Origin of the sequence: Nonomuraea sp. 10N515B (genome assembly GCF_052245915.1) — a bacterium.
Lineage (GTDB): Bacteria > Actinomycetota > Actinomycetes > Streptosporangiales > Streptosporangiaceae > Nonomuraea.
The window spans coordinates 52,129-69,640 of the sequence record NZ_JBQQBQ010000013.1 but is presented as its reverse complement, the minus strand read 5'-3'; the positions used below and the strand labels follow the sequence as shown (position 1 = coordinate 69,640).

The 17,512-nt window shown below is 68.8% G+C and carries 20 protein-coding genes; 7 read left to right on the top strand and 13 right to left on the bottom strand.

Features of this window, described 5'->3' with window-relative positions; all coding sequences use genetic code 11:
* Positions 1–98: 98 nt before the first annotated feature.
* The 7 genes from ACTWQA_RS21295 to ACTWQA_RS21265 form a co-directional block, all read right to left on the bottom strand.
* Positions 99–1,127 (bottom strand): LysR family transcriptional regulator, encoded by a 1,029-nt coding sequence (locus ACTWQA_RS21295; RefSeq protein ID WP_443160900.1) that lies wholly within the window; start codon positions 1,125–1,127, stop codon positions 99–101.
* Between the two features lie 179 nt (positions 1,128–1,306).
* Entirely contained in the window at positions 1,307–1,477 is a 171-nt protein-coding gene (locus ACTWQA_RS21290; protein ID WP_443160899.1) for a hypothetical protein, read from the bottom strand.
* Between the two features lie 133 nt (positions 1,478–1,610).
* Positions 1,611–2,012 (bottom strand): hypothetical protein, encoded by a 402-nt coding sequence (locus tag ACTWQA_RS21285; protein ID WP_327585819.1) that lies wholly within the window; start codon positions 2,010–2,012, stop codon positions 1,611–1,613.
* A 226-nt stretch (positions 2,013–2,238) separates the two neighbouring features.
* Positions 2,239–3,219 (bottom strand): threonine ammonia-lyase, encoded by a 981-nt coding sequence (locus ACTWQA_RS21280; protein WP_443160898.1) that lies wholly within the window; start codon positions 3,217–3,219, stop codon positions 2,239–2,241.
* A 111-nt stretch (positions 3,220–3,330) separates the two neighbouring features.
* Positions 3,331–3,996 (bottom strand): maltokinase N-terminal cap-like domain-containing protein, encoded by a 666-nt coding sequence (locus ACTWQA_RS21275; protein WP_443160897.1) that lies wholly within the window; start codon positions 3,994–3,996, stop codon positions 3,331–3,333.
* 101 nt (positions 3,997–4,097) lie between these two features.
* A complete protein-coding gene (locus tag ACTWQA_RS21270; RefSeq protein WP_443160896.1) occupies positions 4,098–4,859 on the bottom strand; it encodes an SDR family NAD(P)-dependent oxidoreductase in 762 nt (253 codons plus the stop codon).
* Positions 4,856–5,881 carry a zinc-dependent alcohol dehydrogenase gene (locus ACTWQA_RS21265; RefSeq protein WP_443160895.1) on the bottom strand — a complete coding sequence of 342 codons (1,026 nt, stop codon included), beginning with the start codon at positions 5,879–5,881 and terminating at the stop codon, positions 4,856–4,858. The genes ACTWQA_RS21270 and ACTWQA_RS21265 overlap by 4 nt, the downstream gene beginning before the upstream one ends.
* Before the next feature lie 190 nt (positions 5,882–6,071).
* Here ACTWQA_RS21265 and ACTWQA_RS21260 point away from each other — a divergent pair, with 190 nt between their 5' ends.
* Positions 6,072–7,379, top strand: coding sequence for an L-fuconate dehydratase (locus ACTWQA_RS21260; RefSeq protein ID WP_443160894.1), 1,308 nt, complete (start codon positions 6,072–6,074; stop codon positions 7,377–7,379).
* On the opposite strand, the gene ACTWQA_RS21255 is transcribed toward ACTWQA_RS21260, so the two are convergent.
* Positions 7,352–8,080 (bottom strand): FadR/GntR family transcriptional regulator, encoded by a 729-nt coding sequence (locus tag ACTWQA_RS21255; RefSeq protein ID WP_443160893.1) that lies wholly within the window; start codon positions 8,078–8,080, stop codon positions 7,352–7,354. The two genes, ACTWQA_RS21260 and ACTWQA_RS21255, sit on opposite strands and share 28 nt — an antisense overlap.
* Before the next feature lie 218 nt (positions 8,081–8,298).
* Between ACTWQA_RS21255 and ACTWQA_RS21250 the strand changes: the two genes are divergently transcribed.
* From ACTWQA_RS21250 to ACTWQA_RS21240, 3 genes are all read left to right on the top strand, one after another.
* A complete protein-coding gene (locus ACTWQA_RS21250; protein WP_443160892.1) occupies positions 8,299–9,636 on the top strand; it encodes an MFS transporter in 1,338 nt (445 codons plus the stop codon).
* 289 nt (positions 9,637–9,925) lie between these two features.
* Entirely contained in the window at positions 9,926–10,675 is a 750-nt protein-coding gene (locus ACTWQA_RS21245; protein ID WP_443160891.1) for an SDR family oxidoreductase, read from the top strand.
* 143 nt (positions 10,676–10,818) lie between these two features.
* Entirely contained in the window at positions 10,819–11,274 is a 456-nt protein-coding gene (locus ACTWQA_RS21240) for a hypothetical protein (protein WP_443160890.1), read from the top strand.
* Positions 11,275–11,302: 28 nt separating this feature from the next.
* On the opposite strand, the gene ACTWQA_RS21235 is transcribed toward ACTWQA_RS21240, so the two are convergent.
* From ACTWQA_RS21235 to ACTWQA_RS21225, 3 genes are all read right to left on the bottom strand, one after another.
* A complete protein-coding gene (locus ACTWQA_RS21235; protein ID WP_443160889.1) occupies positions 11,303–11,578 on the bottom strand; it encodes an isoamylase early set domain-containing protein in 276 nt (91 codons plus the stop codon).
* A gap of 100 nt (positions 11,579–11,678) precedes the next feature.
* Positions 11,679–12,104: an archease gene (locus ACTWQA_RS21230; protein ID WP_305915043.1), complete on the bottom strand. Its 426-nt coding sequence runs from the start codon at positions 12,102–12,104 to the stop codon at positions 11,679–11,681.
* Between the two features lie 256 nt (positions 12,105–12,360).
* Positions 12,361–13,119, bottom strand: a complete 759-nt coding sequence (locus ACTWQA_RS21225) for a class I SAM-dependent methyltransferase (RefSeq protein ID WP_327585803.1) — start codon at positions 13,117–13,119, stop codon at positions 12,361–12,363.
* Between the two features lie 72 nt (positions 13,120–13,191).
* On the opposite strand from ACTWQA_RS21225, the gene ACTWQA_RS21220 reads away from it, so the two are divergent.
* Complete coding sequence (locus ACTWQA_RS21220; protein ID WP_443160888.1) at positions 13,192–13,761, top strand: CGNR zinc finger domain-containing protein; 570 nt, start codon at positions 13,192–13,194, stop codon at positions 13,759–13,761.
* A gap of 123 nt (positions 13,762–13,884) precedes the next feature.
* Complete coding sequence (locus tag ACTWQA_RS21215; RefSeq protein WP_443160887.1) at positions 13,885–14,367, top strand: CHRD domain-containing protein; 483 nt, start codon at positions 13,885–13,887, stop codon at positions 14,365–14,367.
* A gap of 223 nt (positions 14,368–14,590) precedes the next feature.
* Here ACTWQA_RS21215 and ACTWQA_RS21210 read toward each other — a convergent pair whose 3' ends face one another.
* Both ACTWQA_RS21210 and ACTWQA_RS21205 read right to left on the bottom strand, forming a co-directional pair.
* Entirely contained in the window at positions 14,591–14,956 is a 366-nt protein-coding gene (locus ACTWQA_RS21210) for a ClpX C4-type zinc finger protein (RefSeq protein ID WP_443160886.1), read from the bottom strand.
* An 18-nt stretch (positions 14,957–14,974) separates the two neighbouring features.
* Positions 14,975–15,331, bottom strand: coding sequence for a hypothetical protein (locus tag ACTWQA_RS21205; RefSeq protein WP_305915048.1), 357 nt, complete (start codon positions 15,329–15,331; stop codon positions 14,975–14,977).
* 322 nt (positions 15,332–15,653) lie between these two features.
* On the opposite strand from ACTWQA_RS21205, the gene ACTWQA_RS21200 reads away from it, so the two are divergent.
* Positions 15,654–17,465 carry a glycosyltransferase family 2 protein gene (locus ACTWQA_RS21200; protein ID WP_443160885.1) on the top strand — a complete coding sequence of 604 codons (1,812 nt, stop codon included), beginning with the start codon at positions 15,654–15,656 and terminating at the stop codon, positions 17,463–17,465.
* The last annotated feature ends 47 nt before the right edge of the window (positions 17,466–17,512 follow it).

Here is a 17,512-nt window from a genome sequence, read left to right as displayed (position 1 = left end):
GGCCGGGAGCGGAGCGATGGAGGAAGCGCCGATTCGGGCCAGCTCTTCGCCTAACTCGACCAAGTGATTTCTGATCGCATGACATGCGACTCATCCAACTAGATGATCTTCGGTATGTCGGGTCGTGACAGTGCCGCTGGCCCCCGGAGATCGCGATCCCCGTGACCATGTCCCGACCGCCTCAGCACCGCCTCGTCGGCCTCGGGCAGCCAGGAGTGCGGCGGGCGGCGCAGCCGGCGCCCCACCCTCCGGAACTCCGTCACGGCCTGGAGCAGCGCGTCCAGACCCGGATGCCGCAGGCCCTCGGGGAAGACGAGGTTCTCCAGGGCGAGCGGCACGGGATCGACCAGGGGCCGCACCACGGCGCCGGGGATCCCGCCGATCTTGGCCGTGGCCAGCACGGGCTCTTGGTGCCGTTGCAGGTAGAGGCCCATCTCGTGGGATCCGACCGGCGGCGCGTGTGGCGTGGCCAGGGTGAGCCCGAACTCCTCTGCCAGGCGTTCGCCCAGGTCGGTCCACTCGGTGGTGGCGGGGTTGCCCGCCATGGCGTCCAGCGGGAAGTCGGCCAGCACGCCGAGCGGCACGTCCTCCAGCGCGGCCAGCGGATGGTGCTCGGGCACCAGGAGGGCGAGCGGATCCAGTCGCACGGGCACCTGGGCCAGTCCCTTGCGCACGTCGGCGGGCAGTCCGGCGAACCGGCCGAACGACACGTCGAGACGCCCCTCCCGCATGGCGGCGACCCCAGAGGCCAACCCGCCGTGGAAGCGAGCGAGTATCTCCACTCCCGGCGCCAGCTCCCTGGCTCTGACCAGCGGCTGCGGCGGCTCGTGCCCCTGCATGTTGACGTCCACGAGCAGCGGTCCTCGAGCGCCGGAGACCTCCGCGACCAGCTCGTCGTGCAGCGCGAGCAGCCGCCTGGCCCCGGACAGCAGCCGCGCTCCCTCCGCGGTCAGCTCCACCCGCCGGGTGGACCTGGTGAACAGCGCCGCCCCGAGCTGCTCCTCCAGCCGCCGCACGTCACGGCTGAGCGCCTGCTGGGCCACGTACAGGCGGGCGGCGGCGCGGCCGAAGTGCAGCTCCTCGGCGACGGTCACGAACACCCTGAGCAGCCGGGGATGCAGGTCCACGCGGCAACATTAACAACAGATCCGCGTTAATCCGGCCTTTTTCGGTGTTGGACCGTGCCTCGCGATCTCCATCAGGCTGGACGCGTGATCCCCATGAAAGAGCTGCTCAGCGGCATGCCGCTGTCGCCCGCCCAGATCGGCGTTCTCCTGAGCCTGGTCCACCCACCGGGGCTGACGGCTCAGAACGTCCCGAGCGGGTCGCCCACGAAGTCGGCGATGAAGTTGCCGAAGAAGAAGCCGAAGAACAGGAAGTTCGGCACCAGCACGACGTAGTGCCGGCGTCGCGGACGCGCGCTGACCGTCGCATCGAACCGGCTATGTCGCTCGAAGTTCGTCTCGAAGTTCGTCAACAGCGCCAGGCGACAGGCATCCCGGCCGCGCCTGCGCGGGGCCCGGCGTCCGCGCCTGTGAACCGGCCACGCCGAGCTCAGCGAGCTCGGCGTGGCCCGGTTCGCGCTCTGCTTGATGCACGATCGACATCCATCAAGCGGCGTCGAGGGCTTCAGTGATCTTGCGGGCCATCTCCGCCATGGTGGGGCTGGGCTCGCCCTTCTGGGTCCGCGCGGCCGCGTCGATGGCGACAAGGACGGTACGGCGGAAGTTGTCGGCCTCTGCCGGAGCCTGCTGCTTGAGCAGGGTCATGGCCGCCGTCAGAGCCGGCAGGACCTGGTCGGCGAGTGCGGCTACGGACTTGCCTTTCAGGCCCTTGGGCGCCTTGACGAGCACGTGCCCGACCACGCCGGTCGCGGAGGTCAGAGCGATGCTGGACCCGGTGGCGGCCTTGTGGGCCGAGCCGGCGGCAGCAGCGGCGGACATCAGCGAGACGGCGCCCCACGCGGCGGTCCGCAGGGTGAGCTTGTCCTGGTCGGTAAGGGTGACGGACATGGTGGTGTGCTCCTTCACATCTGGTACGAACTTTCTGAAGTCCACCATCGCCGACCGCTCTGATACCGGGCCGTTGCCGTTCTGACGCCGCCGCTGACACGGCACCGCATGGTCAGCGCGAGGGTTGGTCAGCTGGGCCGAGGGCTCCGGCGATCTTGCGGCCATCTCAGAGGGGCGGGATCGTCACCGTCAGCACCCCGCGGAAGGCCAGGCGCAGGAGCGATTGTCAGGTCCTGTGGAGGGGAGCCGCACCGACCCAGCGGTGGTAGGCGTCTACGTCGACGTTGCTGCCGCACACGATGGTGACTACGTGTCGGCCGGCGAAGCGGTCACGGTCTTCGAGGATCGCCGCGATGCCGAGCGCGGCCGATGGTTCGACGACGAGGCCGGCGTGGTCGAGGAGCATCCGCATACCGGCGATGATCGACGCCTCCTGGACCAGGACGGCGTCGTCAGCGACCAGGAGGAGATCGTCCAGGACGGCCGGGATGGGACGCCGACCGGCGACGCCGTCAGCGATGGTGTTGGTCGAGTCGGTGGTGACGACGCGCCGTTGGCGCCACGAGTGTGTCATCGCCGGTGCGCCCAGCGGCTGGATGCAGATCACCTCGACTTCGGGCGCCAAGGCCTTCACTACATGACCCACACCGGTGGCCAGCGCCCCGCCGCCGAGAGCGATCAGGACGGCGTCGAAGGACGGCAAGGTGTCCACCAGTTCCAGGCCGATGGTCGCCGCGCCCTCGCAGGTCTCGATGTCCAGGCTGTCTTCGACCAGCCGGATGCCGTCGTACCGCGCGATGGCCGCCGCCCGCTCGCGAGCCAGGTCGAAGTCGCCGTCCACCAGCTCCAACCTGGCGTCCAATGCGCGGATGCGATCAAGCTTGGCCGCGGGCGCAAAGCGGGATGCCACGACGGTGACGTCGAGCCCCCGTCCGCGACCGGACCAAGCGAGGGCTTGGCCAAGGTTGCCCGCGCTGGCGCACACCACGGCTCGCGAGCCGCTGTCGGCGAGCAGGCTCGCGACCACCTCGGTGCCGCGGGCCTTGAAGCTGCGGACCGGGTTCGCCGTTTCGAGCTTGATGCTCACCGTGCACCCGAGGTCGGGCTCCAGCGCCTCGCAGCGGTACAGCGGCGTGTCGAGGAAAATCGGGTCGATTAACCGGCGAGCCGCCCGGATCCGAGCAGTGTCGAGGCGCGTCTCCTGCATGACTCAGCAGCGTAGCGCCGCCGGCCTGCAGGGGATCGCGGCTCTCGTGGGGCACGCTCATTCCCGGCTGCCGCCCTGGAGGGCCTCGACGAGGCCGCCCCTCGCTGAGATCTAGGTACGAGGGCCGCTGTGCATGACAACGAACAGCCCCCGCGCGCGGGTGCCATCCGGCAGGTGCCAGGCGCCGGCGACGTGGCCGGTCGCTTCCGGTGGGGGGAGAGGCGCGTTGTCCAGGGCGGGACGCAGGACCCGGTGCAAGCGGAGGGCCGTACCGTTCGGTGCAGGCAGCTCGGTGCCCTCGTGGTCGTCGATGGCAGTGGTGGTGAAGTCCGTGACGGCGAGGTCGTCACCGATGCAGGAGCGGGTGACCTCCCGGTCGGGGATGTCGCTGGTGTTTTGGTCCTGGGCCTGGACGCGGCCCTCGATCAAGGCCAGCAATTGGGCGACCAGCACAGGGTCGTGGCAGCCGTCGTAGGCCCAGCGCCGCCCCAGCACCCCGTGCTCCATGGTGCCGACGAGGGCGTGCTCCGCCCCGGCGAGAGGGGCGCCGCGATAGGTGAGCGGCACCAGGTAGCTGGCCGGGTGAGTGCCGGAGGTGTCGGTGACCACCATGAACTCGATCCCGACCTCACCCTGCGGGTCGTCCAGCCGGAAGCCGCCGGCCTTGGCCAATTCTGGTTCGCCCGAGCCGCCGAGGTACCACGGCCGGGAGGGTAGCCAGGAGGTGAGCAGTTCCAGCTTGGTCGGCTTGAGGGTGGTGTGGTGGATGACGGCCATGCCGAGGGTTCTCTTCCGTTGAGCGGGTAAGACCTTCAGATCTTCCCATCTGCCGGCAGGGCGGTTCTTCAGCCGACAGGACCAGCAACGCGGCGTGGACGTCAGCGGGCGAGCCAGCCGCCGTCCACGGGCAGCACGATGCCGGAGATGTAGTCGGAGGCGCGGCTGGACAGGAACACCGCGGCGCCGCCGAGGTCGCTCGCCGACCCCCACCGGCCGGCCGGGATGCGCTCCAGAAGGGATCTGCTGCGTTCCGGGTCCTCCCGCAGCGCCTGCGTGTTGTCCGTGGCGATGTAGCCGGGGGCGATGGCGTTGACGTTCACGCCCTTCGGCATCCACTCGTTGGCCAGCGCCTTCGTCAGCCCCGCGAGCGCCGACTTGGAAGCGGTGTAGCCGGGCACGTTGATGCCGCCCTGGAAGCTCAGCAGCGACGCGATAAATATGATCTTGCCGTGCCCTCGCTCGATCATCGATCGGCCGACGGCCTGGCTGAGCACGAACTGGCTGTTGAGGTTGGTCTCGATGACCCGGTCCCACAGCTCGATCGGGTGCTGGGCGGCGGGCTCCCGCTCGATGGTGCCCGCGTTGTTCACCAGGATGTCGACGCCGAGCCCCTCGAGGTGAGTGGCGAGCGCGCTGACGGCCGCCCGGTCGGAGAAGTCGGCCTGGAGCGGGGTGAAAGTCCGTCCCGTCGCTTCCACGCGGCGCGCCGCCTCGCTGCCCGACGGCTCCATGGCCGCGCTGACGCCGATGATGTCGGCGCCCGCCCTGGCCAGCGCCTCGGCGATGGCCAGGCCGATGCCGCGGCGTGCGCCCGTCACGACGGCCGTGCTCCCGGTCAGGTCGAAGAGCTCGCGGCTCATGCCGTACCCCCAGAGACGTTCACGAGGATCTTCATGGCCTGCCCCGACTCCAGGGCGGCGAAGGCGTCCGCCGTCCCGGTGATCGGCACGATCTCCGTGATCAGCTCGCCGGCCGGGATCACGCCCGTGGCGAGCAACTCGACGGCGCGTTCGAAGTCGGCGCGCTGGTAGACGCGCGCGCCCAGCAGGCGCAGCTCGCGCCAGAAGACACGTTGCAGGTTGACCGGCCGCGGCTGCGGATGGATGGCCACCACGACGACCGTCCCCCGCACCTTCACCAGGTCCGTCACGCCGAGGACCGCCGCCGCCGCGCCGGACACCTCGAACGCCACGTCCGCGCCGGCTCCCTGCGTCCATTCCTCGACCCACGCGACCTGGTCGGTGGCCGAGGGATCGAGCACGCGGAACCCCATGGCCGCGGCGGCCTGTCTGCGTCGCGGGTCTATCTCGACGACCACGACGTCCGCGCCCTCGTGCCTGGCGACCGCGGCGATGAGCACGCCGATGGGGCCGCCGCCGACGACCACCGCGCGGTCGCCCGGCACGAGCTCGGCTCGCCGTACGTCGTGGACGGCGACCGCCACGGGCTCGACCAGGGCCGCGTGGTCCAGGCGGAGGGTCTTGGGCAGGGGGACCAGGAGATTGGCGTCGACGTTCCACAGGCCCTGGAGCGCGCCGGGGGAGTCGATGCCGACGAAGACGAGGTTCTGGCAGATGTGCTGGTTGCCCGCACGGCACGCGGGACAGGAGCCGTCCCAGTCCAGCGGCATGACGGTGACGTGGTCGCCGGCGGCCCACCCGGTCACTCCGTCGCCCACGGCGGCGATGACTCCGCTCATCTCGTGGCCGATGATGGCGGGCGGCTTGACCCTGCCGTCCATGTGTCCCTGGAGGATGTGCAGGTCAGTGCCGCAGATTCCGGTGTACGCGACCTCGATCTGCACCTGGCCGGCCTTCGGGGGCGACGGATCCGCCTCACGGATGCCGATCTTCTGATTCCCCAGGTAATTGGCGGTTAGCACCGTTCGGGCTCCCATCGCTCTGGTGTTCCGGCAGCAGCATACACAACAGACATCAGATGAAAGATGTGATTCTCTCCGTATTTGCGGGACTCTCTTCGCCTTTGCAGGGATATTCATCAGATGTATCCTGGCGAGAGCTGATCTGGTGTCACAGATTGTGACGCACCGTACGAGCTCCGCTGGAGAGTGAATGACCGCGATCATCGGCGTGGACGCCTTCGACGTACGCTTCCCGACGTCGCTGAGCCTGGACGGCTCCGACGCGATGAACAAGGACGGCGACTACTCGGCCGCCTATGTCGTGATCAGGACCGATGACCCGGATCTGTCCGGCTTCGGCTTCACGTTCACGATCGGCAGGGGCAACGACATCTGCGTGCTCGCCGCCAAGCAGCGTGGACTTCCCCTGGTCGGCATGGCCGTGGAGGACGTGGTGGCGGACCTGGGCGGCGTCTACCGTCACCTCAAGTCAGACTCGCAACTGCGCTGGCTGGGGCCGGAGAAGGGTGTCGAACACCTCGCCATGGCCGCCGTCATGAACGCCGTGTGGGACCTGGCGGCCCGCGTCGCCGGCAAGCCGCTGTGGCGGTTGCTGACCGACATGACCTCGGAGGAGCTGGCCGACGTCGCCGACCTGTCGTACCTGTCGGACGTGCTCACCCGCGACGAGGCTGTAGAGCTGCTGAAGGAGCTGGAGCCGACCCGCGCCGACCGCGTCGCAGAGCTGGCCGCGACCGGCTACCCGTGCTACACGACCAGCGCGGGCTGGCTCGGATACTCCGACGAGAAGCTGCGGCGGCTCTGCCAGGAAGCCGTCGAGGCCGGATACAAGCACGTGAAGCTGAAGGTCGGCGCCAGCCTCGAGGACGACATCCGCCGGTTGCGCATCGCCCGCGAGGTCATCGGCTCCGACGCCAGCCTGATGATCGACGCCAACCAGGTCTGGGACGTGCCGCAGGCGATCGAGTGGGTACGCGCGCTCGCGGAGTTCGAGCCGCTGTGGATCGAGGAACCCACCAGCCCTGACGACATCCTCGGCCACGCCGCGATCCGCAAGGCCGTCGCGCCCATCGGCGTGGCCACCGGCGAGCACGGGATGAACCGGGTCCTGTTCAAGCAGATGTTCCAGGCCGAGGCCATCGACTTCTGCCAGCTCGACTCCGCCCGGCTCGCCAGCGTCAACGAGATTCTCGCGGTCTATCTGATGGCCAAGAAGTTCGGCGTGCCGGTGTGCCCGCACGCGGGCGGCGTCGGCCTCTGCGAACTGGTGCAGCATCTGTCGATCTTCGACTACGTCGCCGTGTCGGGCTCGCTCGAGGGCAGGGTGACGGAATACGTCGACCACCTGCACGAGCACTTCGTCGACCCGTGCGTCGTCAAGAACGGCGCCTACACGCTGCCGGCCCGCCCCGGCTACAGCGCCCAGATGTACGACGCCACGCTGGCGACGTTCTCCTTCCCCGACGGCGACTACTGGGCCAGGGCCACGGAGTCCTGATTCGCCGACAGATATTGCTCCACGGCGAGCAGGTGCACCCCCATCCGCAGCCGGGCCGCATCGGGATCCCGTGTCCTGAGCGCCTGGAGGATGGCCTGATGCTCCTTGTGGGTGTCGAGCTCGGCTCCGTCGGCGTTGATGGCCCGCCACAGGCGGGCCCGCACGGTACGGCTGGCCAGCGCCTCGATCAGCGCTTCCAAGGTCGTGTTGTGTGACGCCGCGGCGATGAGGCGATGGAACGCGATGTCGGCGTTCATGACCGCCTCATGGTCGATCAACTCGGCCTGGACGAGCAGCTCCATGGACGCCAGGATCTGCTCGGCCCGGTCGAGCTCCTCGTCGGTGATGCGCAGTGCGGCCCGCGCCACGGCCTCGGTCTCCAGCACGCGCCGCACGGACTGCAGGTCGGCGACGTTCTCCGGCCGGTGCAGGTCGACCAGGAAACCGATCGGGCTCAGCAGTATCCCCGGGTCGAGCGCGGTCACGTAAGTGCCGTCGCCCTGCCGGGTCTCCAGCACTCCGGTGATGACCAGCGCGCGGACCCCTTCGCGGAGCGAGCTGCGTGACACGCCCAGCTGGGCGGCCAGGTCCTTCTCCACGGGAAGGCGGGATCCCGCCGTCAGCGCACCGTTGATGATCATGTGCTTGATGCCCTCGACCACGATGTCGGATTGCGATGCGCGCGGCTCGCGGGTAGTCATCTGACCAGTTTAAAGCCAACGCCAGCCCGCGCGGCCGTACCAGAAGTCAATCATCAGATCAATCGTGCAGAGTGATTGCCCGTCGTCCGCGATTTTCCTGCTGAAACCTTGACGTAACACATGATTCATCAGATGATTCCGGAAAGCCGTCCGGGTTTGTCACGCCATTCGTCAGGGCTTTCCGGCGGCTGCTCCCCCGCACGAAGGAGGGCGTCGCGATGACGCAAGCGCATCCCCAGCCGGTCAGGTCACGCACGGGAACGACCAGGATCCGATGGACGATCATCTGGCTGGCGTTCGCCGGACTGTCGATCAATTACCTCGACCGTGCGAGTCTCAGCGTCGCGCTGCCGTTCATGGGGGAGGATTTCCACCTGACCGCGACGCAGCAGGGGCTGGTCTTCGCGGCGTTCTTCTGGGCCTACGACGCCTGCCAGCTCGTCGCCGGCTGGTACGTGGACAAGGTCGGGCCGCGGCGCTCCTTCTTCCTCGCCGCGGTGTGGTGGTCGATCTTCACCGCGCTGACCGGGCTCGCCCGCGGCTTCTGGTCCCTCATCACGCTCCGCTTCCTGCTCGGCGTCGGTGAGAGCCCGGCCCCCAGCACCGCGGCCAAGGTCGTGGCGACCTGGTTCCCGACCAGGGAACGCGCCTTCGCCACCAGCATCTGGGACTCGGGCTCCAGAGTCGGCGCGGTCATCGCGCTCCCCGTCGTGACCGGTCTCATCGCGTGGCTGCACTGGCGCGCCGTCTTCGTCGTCATCGGCGCGGTCGGGGTCGTCTGGGCGCTCGTCTGGTGGAAGTACTACCGGGACCCGCGGCAGCACCCCGGCGCGAGCGCGGCCGAGATCGAGTACATCGAGGGCGGCGGCGCCCGTACGGCGGAGACCGACGGCGAGGAGGCCGCGCGGATCCCGTGGCGGTCGCTGTTCCGCTACCGCACGGTCCTGAGCATGATGTTCGGCTTCTTCTGCCTGAACAGCGTCATCTATTTCTTCATCACCTTCTTCCCGTCGTACCTGGTGACCGAGCGCGGCTTCTCCCTGCTGAAGCTGGGCTTCTTCGGGGCCATCCCCGGCCTGTTCGCGGTGCTGTCCGGCTGGGCCGGAGGCCTCCTGGCCGATCGGGCCATCCGCAGAGGCGCCTCGGTCACGCGGGTACGCAAGACGGTCATCGTCGGCGGGCTCGTCGGCGGGTCGGTGATCATGTTCGCCGCGCTGGTCCCGGAGGCGTGGATGGCGCTGACGCTCCTGTCGATCTCGTACGGCAGCCTCACCGTCGCCGGCACCGGCATCTGGTCGCTCCCCGCCGATGTCGCGCCCAGTTCCAGGCACGTCGGATCTCTCGGCGGCGTACAGAACTTCGCGTCCAACTTCGCCGGAATCATCACGCCGATCGTGGTGGGCGCGCTGGTGGACGCCACGGGGTCGTTCGTCGTGCCGCTGTTGGTGATCGGCGTGGTCGCTCTGGTGGGGGCGTTCAACTACCTTGTGATCATGGGCAGGATCGAGCCGCTCAAGCTCATCGGCTCCGCCCCTGCCGCCACGAGCGGCTCCTAAGGGCTTTCGAGCACGGCCACCAGCTCGTCCTCGTCGTAGAGACGGGAGCGCCGCGCACCGCCGCGGCGCCCGCCTTTCTTCGCGCCATTCGGAGCGGTCGCCGGCCGGAGGCCCTGAGGTGAGTCTTTTGCTTGGAGGCGTGCGCGAGAAGAGACGAGCCGGGGGAGGGAGGCCGAAGAGAAGCTCCAAAAAAAGATTTCGCTGAGGCTGTCACAGATCGGGAGGCTGCCCGGTCGTAGCTGGCGACCGGCCGGCAACCAAGTGCCCCGGCGAGGCAGGAAGGCTCATCATGAAGATCGTGGTTATCGGTGGTACCGGCCTGATCGGGTCGAAGCTCGTGACGAAGCTGGGAGAGCACGGTCACGAGGCGGTGGCGGCGTCGCCGAACACCGGCGTCAACACTCTCACCGGCGAAGGGCTGGCCGAGGTGCTGGCGGGCGCGCAGGTGGTGATCGACGTGTCGAACTCGCCGTCGTTCGAGCCGGCCGCGGTGATGGAGTTCTTCGAGACCTCCACCCGCAATCTGCTGGCCGCGGAGGCGGCGGCGGGCGTCGGTCACCACGTCGCGCTGTCGGTCGTGGGAACGGAGCGGATGCCGGACAACGGCTACTTCGCGGCGAAGATCGTCCAGGAGCAGCTGATCGAGAAGTCGTCGATCCCGTTCTCGCTCGTGCACGCGACGCAGTTCTTCGAGTTCGCCCGCGGCATCGCGGACGAGGCCACGATCGACGGCAAGGTGCACATCGCGCCGGTGCGCTTCCAGCCCATCGCGGGTGACGACGTCGCGCAGGCGGTCGGCCGGGTCGCGGTGGGGACGCCGCTGAACGGCCGGGTGGAGGTGGCCGGGCCCGAGCAGTTCCGGATGGACGAGTTCTTCCGCGAGGCCCTGGCCGGCTGGGGCGACCCGCGCGAGGTGGTCACCGACCCGCAGGCCCGCTACTTCGGCAGCGTGCCGGGCGAGCGCACGCTGGTGCCCGGTGAGGGCGCCACCTTCGGCCAGATCCGATACCGCGACTGGCTCAAGACCGCCGCCCGGTAGCGGCGCTCACCGCCGCGCCCCGCGTCCGTCCTGAGCGCGGATCCGTAACTGGCTGAGGAACCGGATCTCCCGTCGGTCCGGTTGCGCCGGAGGCGACGTAGGGTCCAGATCAGCAACCAGTCCCTGCGGAGATGGGAGCCTGCATGACCGTCACTCCCGCGCACCTGCGCGCCCTCGCGAGCCGGGCCGAGGCGCTGACCGCCGAGGTTCGGGCACTCTGCGACGGTGCCCCGAACGGATCGCCGGAACGGGAGCACCTCGCGGTGGCGGGGCAGGCCGCCAACTGGCTGGCCCGAGGCGCCGAGGACCTGCAGCGCGCGGCCACAGACCTGGCCAGGATCCAGGCCCAGCCGTGCGGCCTGCCGTGGAGCGTCTGCCCCGAACACGGCAACACCCTCTCCTCCAGTGCAGGCGTCTCCACGTGCCGGGTGTGCCGCCGCACCTGGAACTACGACCGGCCCGGCGAACCGTGCAAGGAGCCGGTGACGTGGAAGGTGATCGACCGGGCCGGGACGGAGACGAGGATGTGCGACGGCCACGTCCTCGGCGCCCGCGCGGCCGCCCAGGGCGCCACCTTCCTACGCCTCGAGCAGCCATGACACCGGTGAACGGCCTTGCTTCCTCAAGTCAGAGGTGAAGCATGCTGCCGTGCTGGTCGATGTGGTCGGCCGTGTCATCGTCGAACCACACGCCACCGGTCGCCAGATAACGGAAGTAGTGGATCCCCGGCGGGAGGATCACTGACACGGTGCGCATGCCGTTGCGGCGCCGCAGGAGCTCGTGGTGACCGGGCGACCAGTCGTTGAAGTCGCCGACGACGCTGACGATGCCGTCGGGCTGGTGTGCGGGCAGGGCGAAGGTGATGCGGGTCTTCTTGCCGAACAGGGGCGTACGCCTGAGCATTGCGAACCCTCCCAGGATGTGGGGAACGGCCCTAGCTTGCTGGGACCGGACAGCTGGGAGGAATAGGACACACGCCTCGTAACCTACATTTCATCAGAATTCACAAATCGACATTCACGTGAGCCCGCCACAAGCCCTCGGTCTTGCCGAAGCGCAGGTGGTAGACGGCGACCGCCTTGGGTATCGAGCCCACCCGGTTCACCGCGGCGACCGGCACGGTGGCCAGCCGCACCTCGACCTGCCCTTTGGTGGCCTTGGTGCGCTCGTCCACGGACACGTCCACCGCCACCCGGTCGTATGCCTCCACCTGGTGGATGGTCTCGTCCAGCACGCCGATGAGCAGTGCCTCGTCGGTCTCCTCCGCCGAGACGAACACGACGCTGTCGTCCGGGACGGCGTCGCCCACGTCGGCGAAGTTCTCCACCAGCGCCTGCACCGTCTCTGCCAGGCACTCCTCCCGGGTGTCCGCCCACGCCTCCATGACGATGCCGGCCATGTGCGGCACGGCGCGATGCCCTCTGCTCACTCTGTCCACTCCACCAGCAAGACGCGCCGCTGTGAAGAGGTATCTCCAGCTCCCCTGGCACCGCCGCTACGGCGGCCTTCGCGGCAGACACCGTGTGGTTTGCGCAGGCGTGGGCGACGGCCTCTGCCCTGCTCCATGGGGAACGGTTCAACAGGTCGGGGCGGGTACGCGTGGCGCGGGGCGAGGATCGGCGGTGGGCAACCGTGGTGTATCTGCCGGGCTCGGACGAGGAGTGGCAAGGCGTGCCACGAGCCGATCAGTGTCCTCGCACGGCGCACAGCAGCCGGTTGTTCCCGTGCTGCCACAGCGTGCCGATCTCGGTGAAGCCGCTGTCCCGCAGCGCCTCGACATGATGGGACATCAGGTGCGACTCCGAGCCGTGATGATCGGCCCCAGCCGTGGTGCGCTCCTGGTTGAGCTCGGCGAATGCCGGATCCGCGGCAATCGCGTCCCACCAGGCCCGCCAGCCCTCCGGCCGGTCCGTGCCGAAGGCCCGCTCGGTCTGGCGCTCATGCACGGCGCGCTCCAGCCGCCCCAGCACGGGCGTGGCGTCGTCGGTGTCCATGTGGTCGCCGTTGAGCAGCAGCCCGCCCGGCCGTAGCACGCCGGCCAGTTCGGCATAGACGCGGCGCAGGTCAGGCCCGGAAATCCAGTGCAATGCCGTCGTGCTGACTGCGGCGTCTGCGGGCCGGTCCAGGCCGAGCAGCCGCGTCCAGCCGCTCGTACGCAGATCGGCCGGTACGAACGTCAGTTGCGGATACGCGGCCCGCCCGAGCCCGAGCAGCAGCGGATCCGCGTCCACCGACACGACCGTGGCCTTGGGCAGCCGATCGAGCAGCCGCGCGGACAACGACCCCGGCCCGCATCCCAGGTCGATGACCAGCGGATCGGGCCTCCCCAGTGCCTCCACGGCGTCGATCAAGGCGGTGAACCGCTCTTCGCGATCGGGGAGGTAGCCCTCCTGCTGGCGGTCCCAGCGCGCGATCCATTCCCGTGCGGCATTGTGAGTGAGCACGAACATCTCCTTGTGACCGTCGTCTAAGCTTTCGGCAGTCACAACGTAAGACATGAAGGTGTAACCGGTCAATTGGATTACAACAGTCACACAGACGCGGTGGTCAGGGTGGCGGTCGCCCTGGTGAACGCGCTGACCCCGGGCGAGCAGCGCGGACGGCCCATCCCCGCGCCTGCCGACGCCGGCGCCGCCGCCACCGAGGGCCTGCGCAGCGTCTATCCGGCCTACCGCGCGGTCACCGCGGTCGAGGGTGCGGAGCTGGCCGAGGTCGCCGCCCGCCTGCGGACGGTCTTCGCCGCCGTCGCCGCGGCCGACATCGACGCCGCGGCCACGCAGGTCAACGCGCTCCTGGAGGAGACCCGTGCCAGGCCGCTGCTCGAAAAGCACGACGGCGAGCCATGGCACCTGCACTTTCACAGCCGCGGCGGCACCACGGCCGGCGACTGGGCGGCGAGTTGCGCGACCGGGCTGGCGGTCGTGCTGGGCAGCGAGTTCAGCGACCGCCTCGGGGTCTGCACGGCGCCGCACTGCGACCGGGTCTATGTGGACGTCTCGCGCAACGGCACCCGCAGGTTCTGCTCCACGGCCTGCCAGAACCGCGTCAAGACGGCCGCCTTCCGCGCCAGGAGCAAGGCCGGCTGAGCACGTCGGCATCGTGAAGGCCGTGTCACCACAGGGCGGGTTTCCTCTTACCCGCATGAACCGCGTCTTCCGCTCGGTCGTATGGGTGGTGTCCTGAAGTCCGATGGGAGAGGAATTCATCCCATGCGTAGACAACTGGCAGCGGCAACCCTCGCCACAGCTGCCACCGCCGCCGTACTCGTCGCGCTCCCCGGGCCGGCCAGTGCGGATACCGCATATCCGCACGTCGACCGGGTCAAGCTGACCGGCAAGCAGGAGGTCCCCGGGCCGGGCGACCGCAACGGCTTCGGCACCTTCGCCTACCGGGTGCGCGACGGCAAGCTCTGCTACGCCATCGCGGCCCGCAAGATCAGGCCGGCCACCGCGGCCCACATCCACGCGGGCAAGAAGGGCGTGGCAGGCCCGATCGTGGTCACGCTGAAGGCCCCGGCGAAGGGCTTCGCGAGCGGCTGCGTCAAGGCGGTCAAGCACCAGAACAAGAAGAACGCCGAGGTCGTCCTGACCTTCCGCGAGCTGCGCGGCATCGTGAAGTGGCCGCACCTCTACTACGTCAACGTCCACAACGAGAAGTTCCCGGCGGGCGCCATCCGCGGCCAGCTCCGGTAGTGGTCCGGGTATAACCGGCCCCCTGCTCCAGCTCCCCGGCGCGGGCCGGGGAGCTGGAGCCCGTTCATTCGGCGGCTAGCCGTTCTGCCTCTTCCTGCAGCGCGAGGATGAGAATCAGCTCCAGCTGGAGCTCTTCCAGACCCGGCGCCGCGAGGCCGTCAAGGACGCGCATAATGGGCCTCCCTGACGTAATGACGCCCCAGACGTCACAGCGGTTGACGCCCTAGGTCTCGCTTCTGAAGCGTTCCCATGCCGATTGACGGGTCATGCCGAGCGAGGCCCCGATGCGCTCCCAGCTGACGTCCCTGCCGCGCAGATGCGCCACCCAGTCGCGCAGATTGTCGTCGACCTGGGCCTGCACGGCGGCGATTTTCGGAAGGTGCTCGAGTATTTGCTCTTCGGTCATCGACTCCCACATGGGGAGCCGGGGCTCAGTGGAGGCGACGAGTCGTTCCTCCGCGAGGATGTCATTGCACAATTGGATGCACTGGTCACAAATATGCACACCAGGACCGGCAATGAGCTTCTGAACGTCCGAGCTCTTCTTGTGGCAGAAGGAGCAGCGGATCTTGTCCTTCCAGTCAGGCATGGCCTGACATTAGACCCGTCAGGCCGCACCTGACAACCCCGCGCGCCGATCCCGTTCCATCTGTGCCTGCAAGATGGCCTGCCGCTCCTCGGTGATCCTGCGGCAGATCGTCACGTAAGCGGTCAACACCTTGGAGTACGCCTGGCGCGCCTGGTCCACATGGGCCCGCAGGCTCAGGATGCGGTCGGCGTCGCCGAGGCGCTCGGCCGCGGCCAGCAACGAGCGGGCCTCGTCGACGATCTCTTCGGCCCGCATCCTCGTACGGCGCAGCAATGCAGAGCATTCGTGCAGCTCTGCCAGCCGAGCAGAAGAGACGATGAACTCAGCAGTGTGCACTGCCGATTCGGTCGTCCGCCTGCGGAGATCCGATCCCATCCCGCCACCTCCCGGTCAAGGTTGCCTAACTGTAGACGCGCAACCCTTGCGAGCGGATCACCCGGGCCGTTCGGGGAGACCTCCATGCACCTGACGGAGAGGTTTCTCCTCCCGGGTGGGAAAACCTCTTTCCTGAAGCCCGTTCGGTCGGCGGCTGAATGTGGTATTTGGCGACCTTGCCGGGGCTTATTCGAAGAATGCCGTGAATATCCGGTGTCAGCAAAAGCCGGGGATGAAGAGATGCGATCGGGCCCCATGGCGGCGGCCGTTCGTCACATACTGAAGCGGAGCGACAGCGGACCGTAGCCCGGGAGTGGTGGCGATGCCGGCGACAGGCAATGACGATGCGGTGGACGTCAGCGTCGTCATCCCCGCGCAAAACTGCCGAGACTACCTCGACAGATGCCTCACGTCCGTGCTCGTGCAGCGGGTCAAGAAGGAGATCGTCGTCATCGACGACGGCTCCACGGACGGCAGCGCCGACCTGCTCGACCTCTACGCGGCCTACCACAAGGACAGCATCCGGGTGGTGCGCATCGAGCACGGCAGCGGCGCGGGCCGCCCGCGCAATGTCGGCCTCGAGCACGCCACCGGGCGGTACGTGTTCTTCTGCGACGCCGACGACTACCTCGGGCAAGAGGCGCTGGAACGCATGGTCGCCATGGGCGACAGGAACGACTCCGACATCGTCCTCGGCAAGATCGTGGGACACGGCAGGCGGGCGCCGGCGTCGATGTTCCAGCACAATGCCGACCGGGCGGAGCTCGGCGACAGCGCCGTCTACAACAGCCTGTGCTGTTTCAAGCTGTTCAGGAGGGATCTGCTCGAACGCCACCACATCAGGTTCGGCGAGGGCATGAGCATCGGCGAGGACATCCTCTTCACGGTCCACGCCTACTGCCACGCCCGCGTGATCTCCGTGGTCGCCGACTACGACTGCTACCACCTCGTGGCCAGGCCCGACGGCAGCAGCCTCATGCAGCAGCCGAGCAGCAGGGACCCCCTCGCCTGGCTCGCCATGATCAGGGAGCCGATCCGGCTCATGGCCAGGCACGTCGAGCCCGGTCCGCTCCGCGACCACCTGCTGCGCAGGCACTTCAGGCTGGATGCGTTCGCGCAGCTCGGGGCGGTGTTCCTGGAGAGCGACGACATCCGGCGCAAGGACATCGCGCGGGAGGTCGCCGCCCTCTGCGACGAGTGGTACACGCCGGGTGTGCACGAGCGGCTGGGCAGCATCGACCGGCAGCGGTCGGGCGCGCTGGACGACATCGACCGGCTCGTGCGCCTGGCCCGCATCGAGAGCGCCACCGTGCGGCGCAGACTGACCGGGCTGCGCTGGGACGGCGACCGCCTGGTGGTGACGGGCGCCGCCCGGCTCGACGGCATCAGCAGGGACGACGGCGTGGCCGTGGTGCTGCGCTCCCGGTACGCCCCGCACACCGAACTGGTCGTGCCCGCGCAGCGCAAGGGCGGCGAGTTCACCGCCCGCGTCGAGGCGAGCAGGCTCGACTCAGGCATCTGGGACCTGCGGGTGGCGGTCGAGCTCGAGGGCGTCGTGCGCTTCGGCAGGCTCGGCGCGGAGCGCGACAGCGGCGTCACCCTGCCGCAGCCCAGGCTGATCGGCAAAAGAGCGGTCCTGCCCTACTTCACCAGGGACAACGGCAACCTGAGCATCGACGTCGGCGGGCATGTGGTCGGGGTGCCCGGCACGGCCAGGATCATCAGGACCAGGTGGGGGCTCGTGCGCCGGCTGGTGGTGGACGGTGAGATCGCCGTCGCCGGCACCACCCCGGCGGCCGCGGCGATCAAGCGGATCGTCTGGCGCGAGCGCCACACGGGCCGCGAGCTGACGGAGCCGGTGACGGCGCTGCCCGGCGGCGGGTTCACGGCCAGGCCGGCGGTGGGCAAGCTCGCGCCCGGTACCTGGGACGCCTATTTGGAGCTCGATCTGGGCGGACCGCCCGCGCGGTTCAGGATCGAGGCCGACGCCGAGCTGGTCGCGCCGCCGCGCCGGTGGTGGTTCGCCGCCCTGCTGCGGAGCGTGCGACCGTACGCGACGTCGGGGAAGGGGCGGCTGAGCACGGTCGTACGGCGGCTGACGCCGGCGACTCTCGTGAAAAAGATCATGGGCTAATTGCCATCTATGTGCAGGTGCAAGACGATGCCTTAAGGTAGGAACGC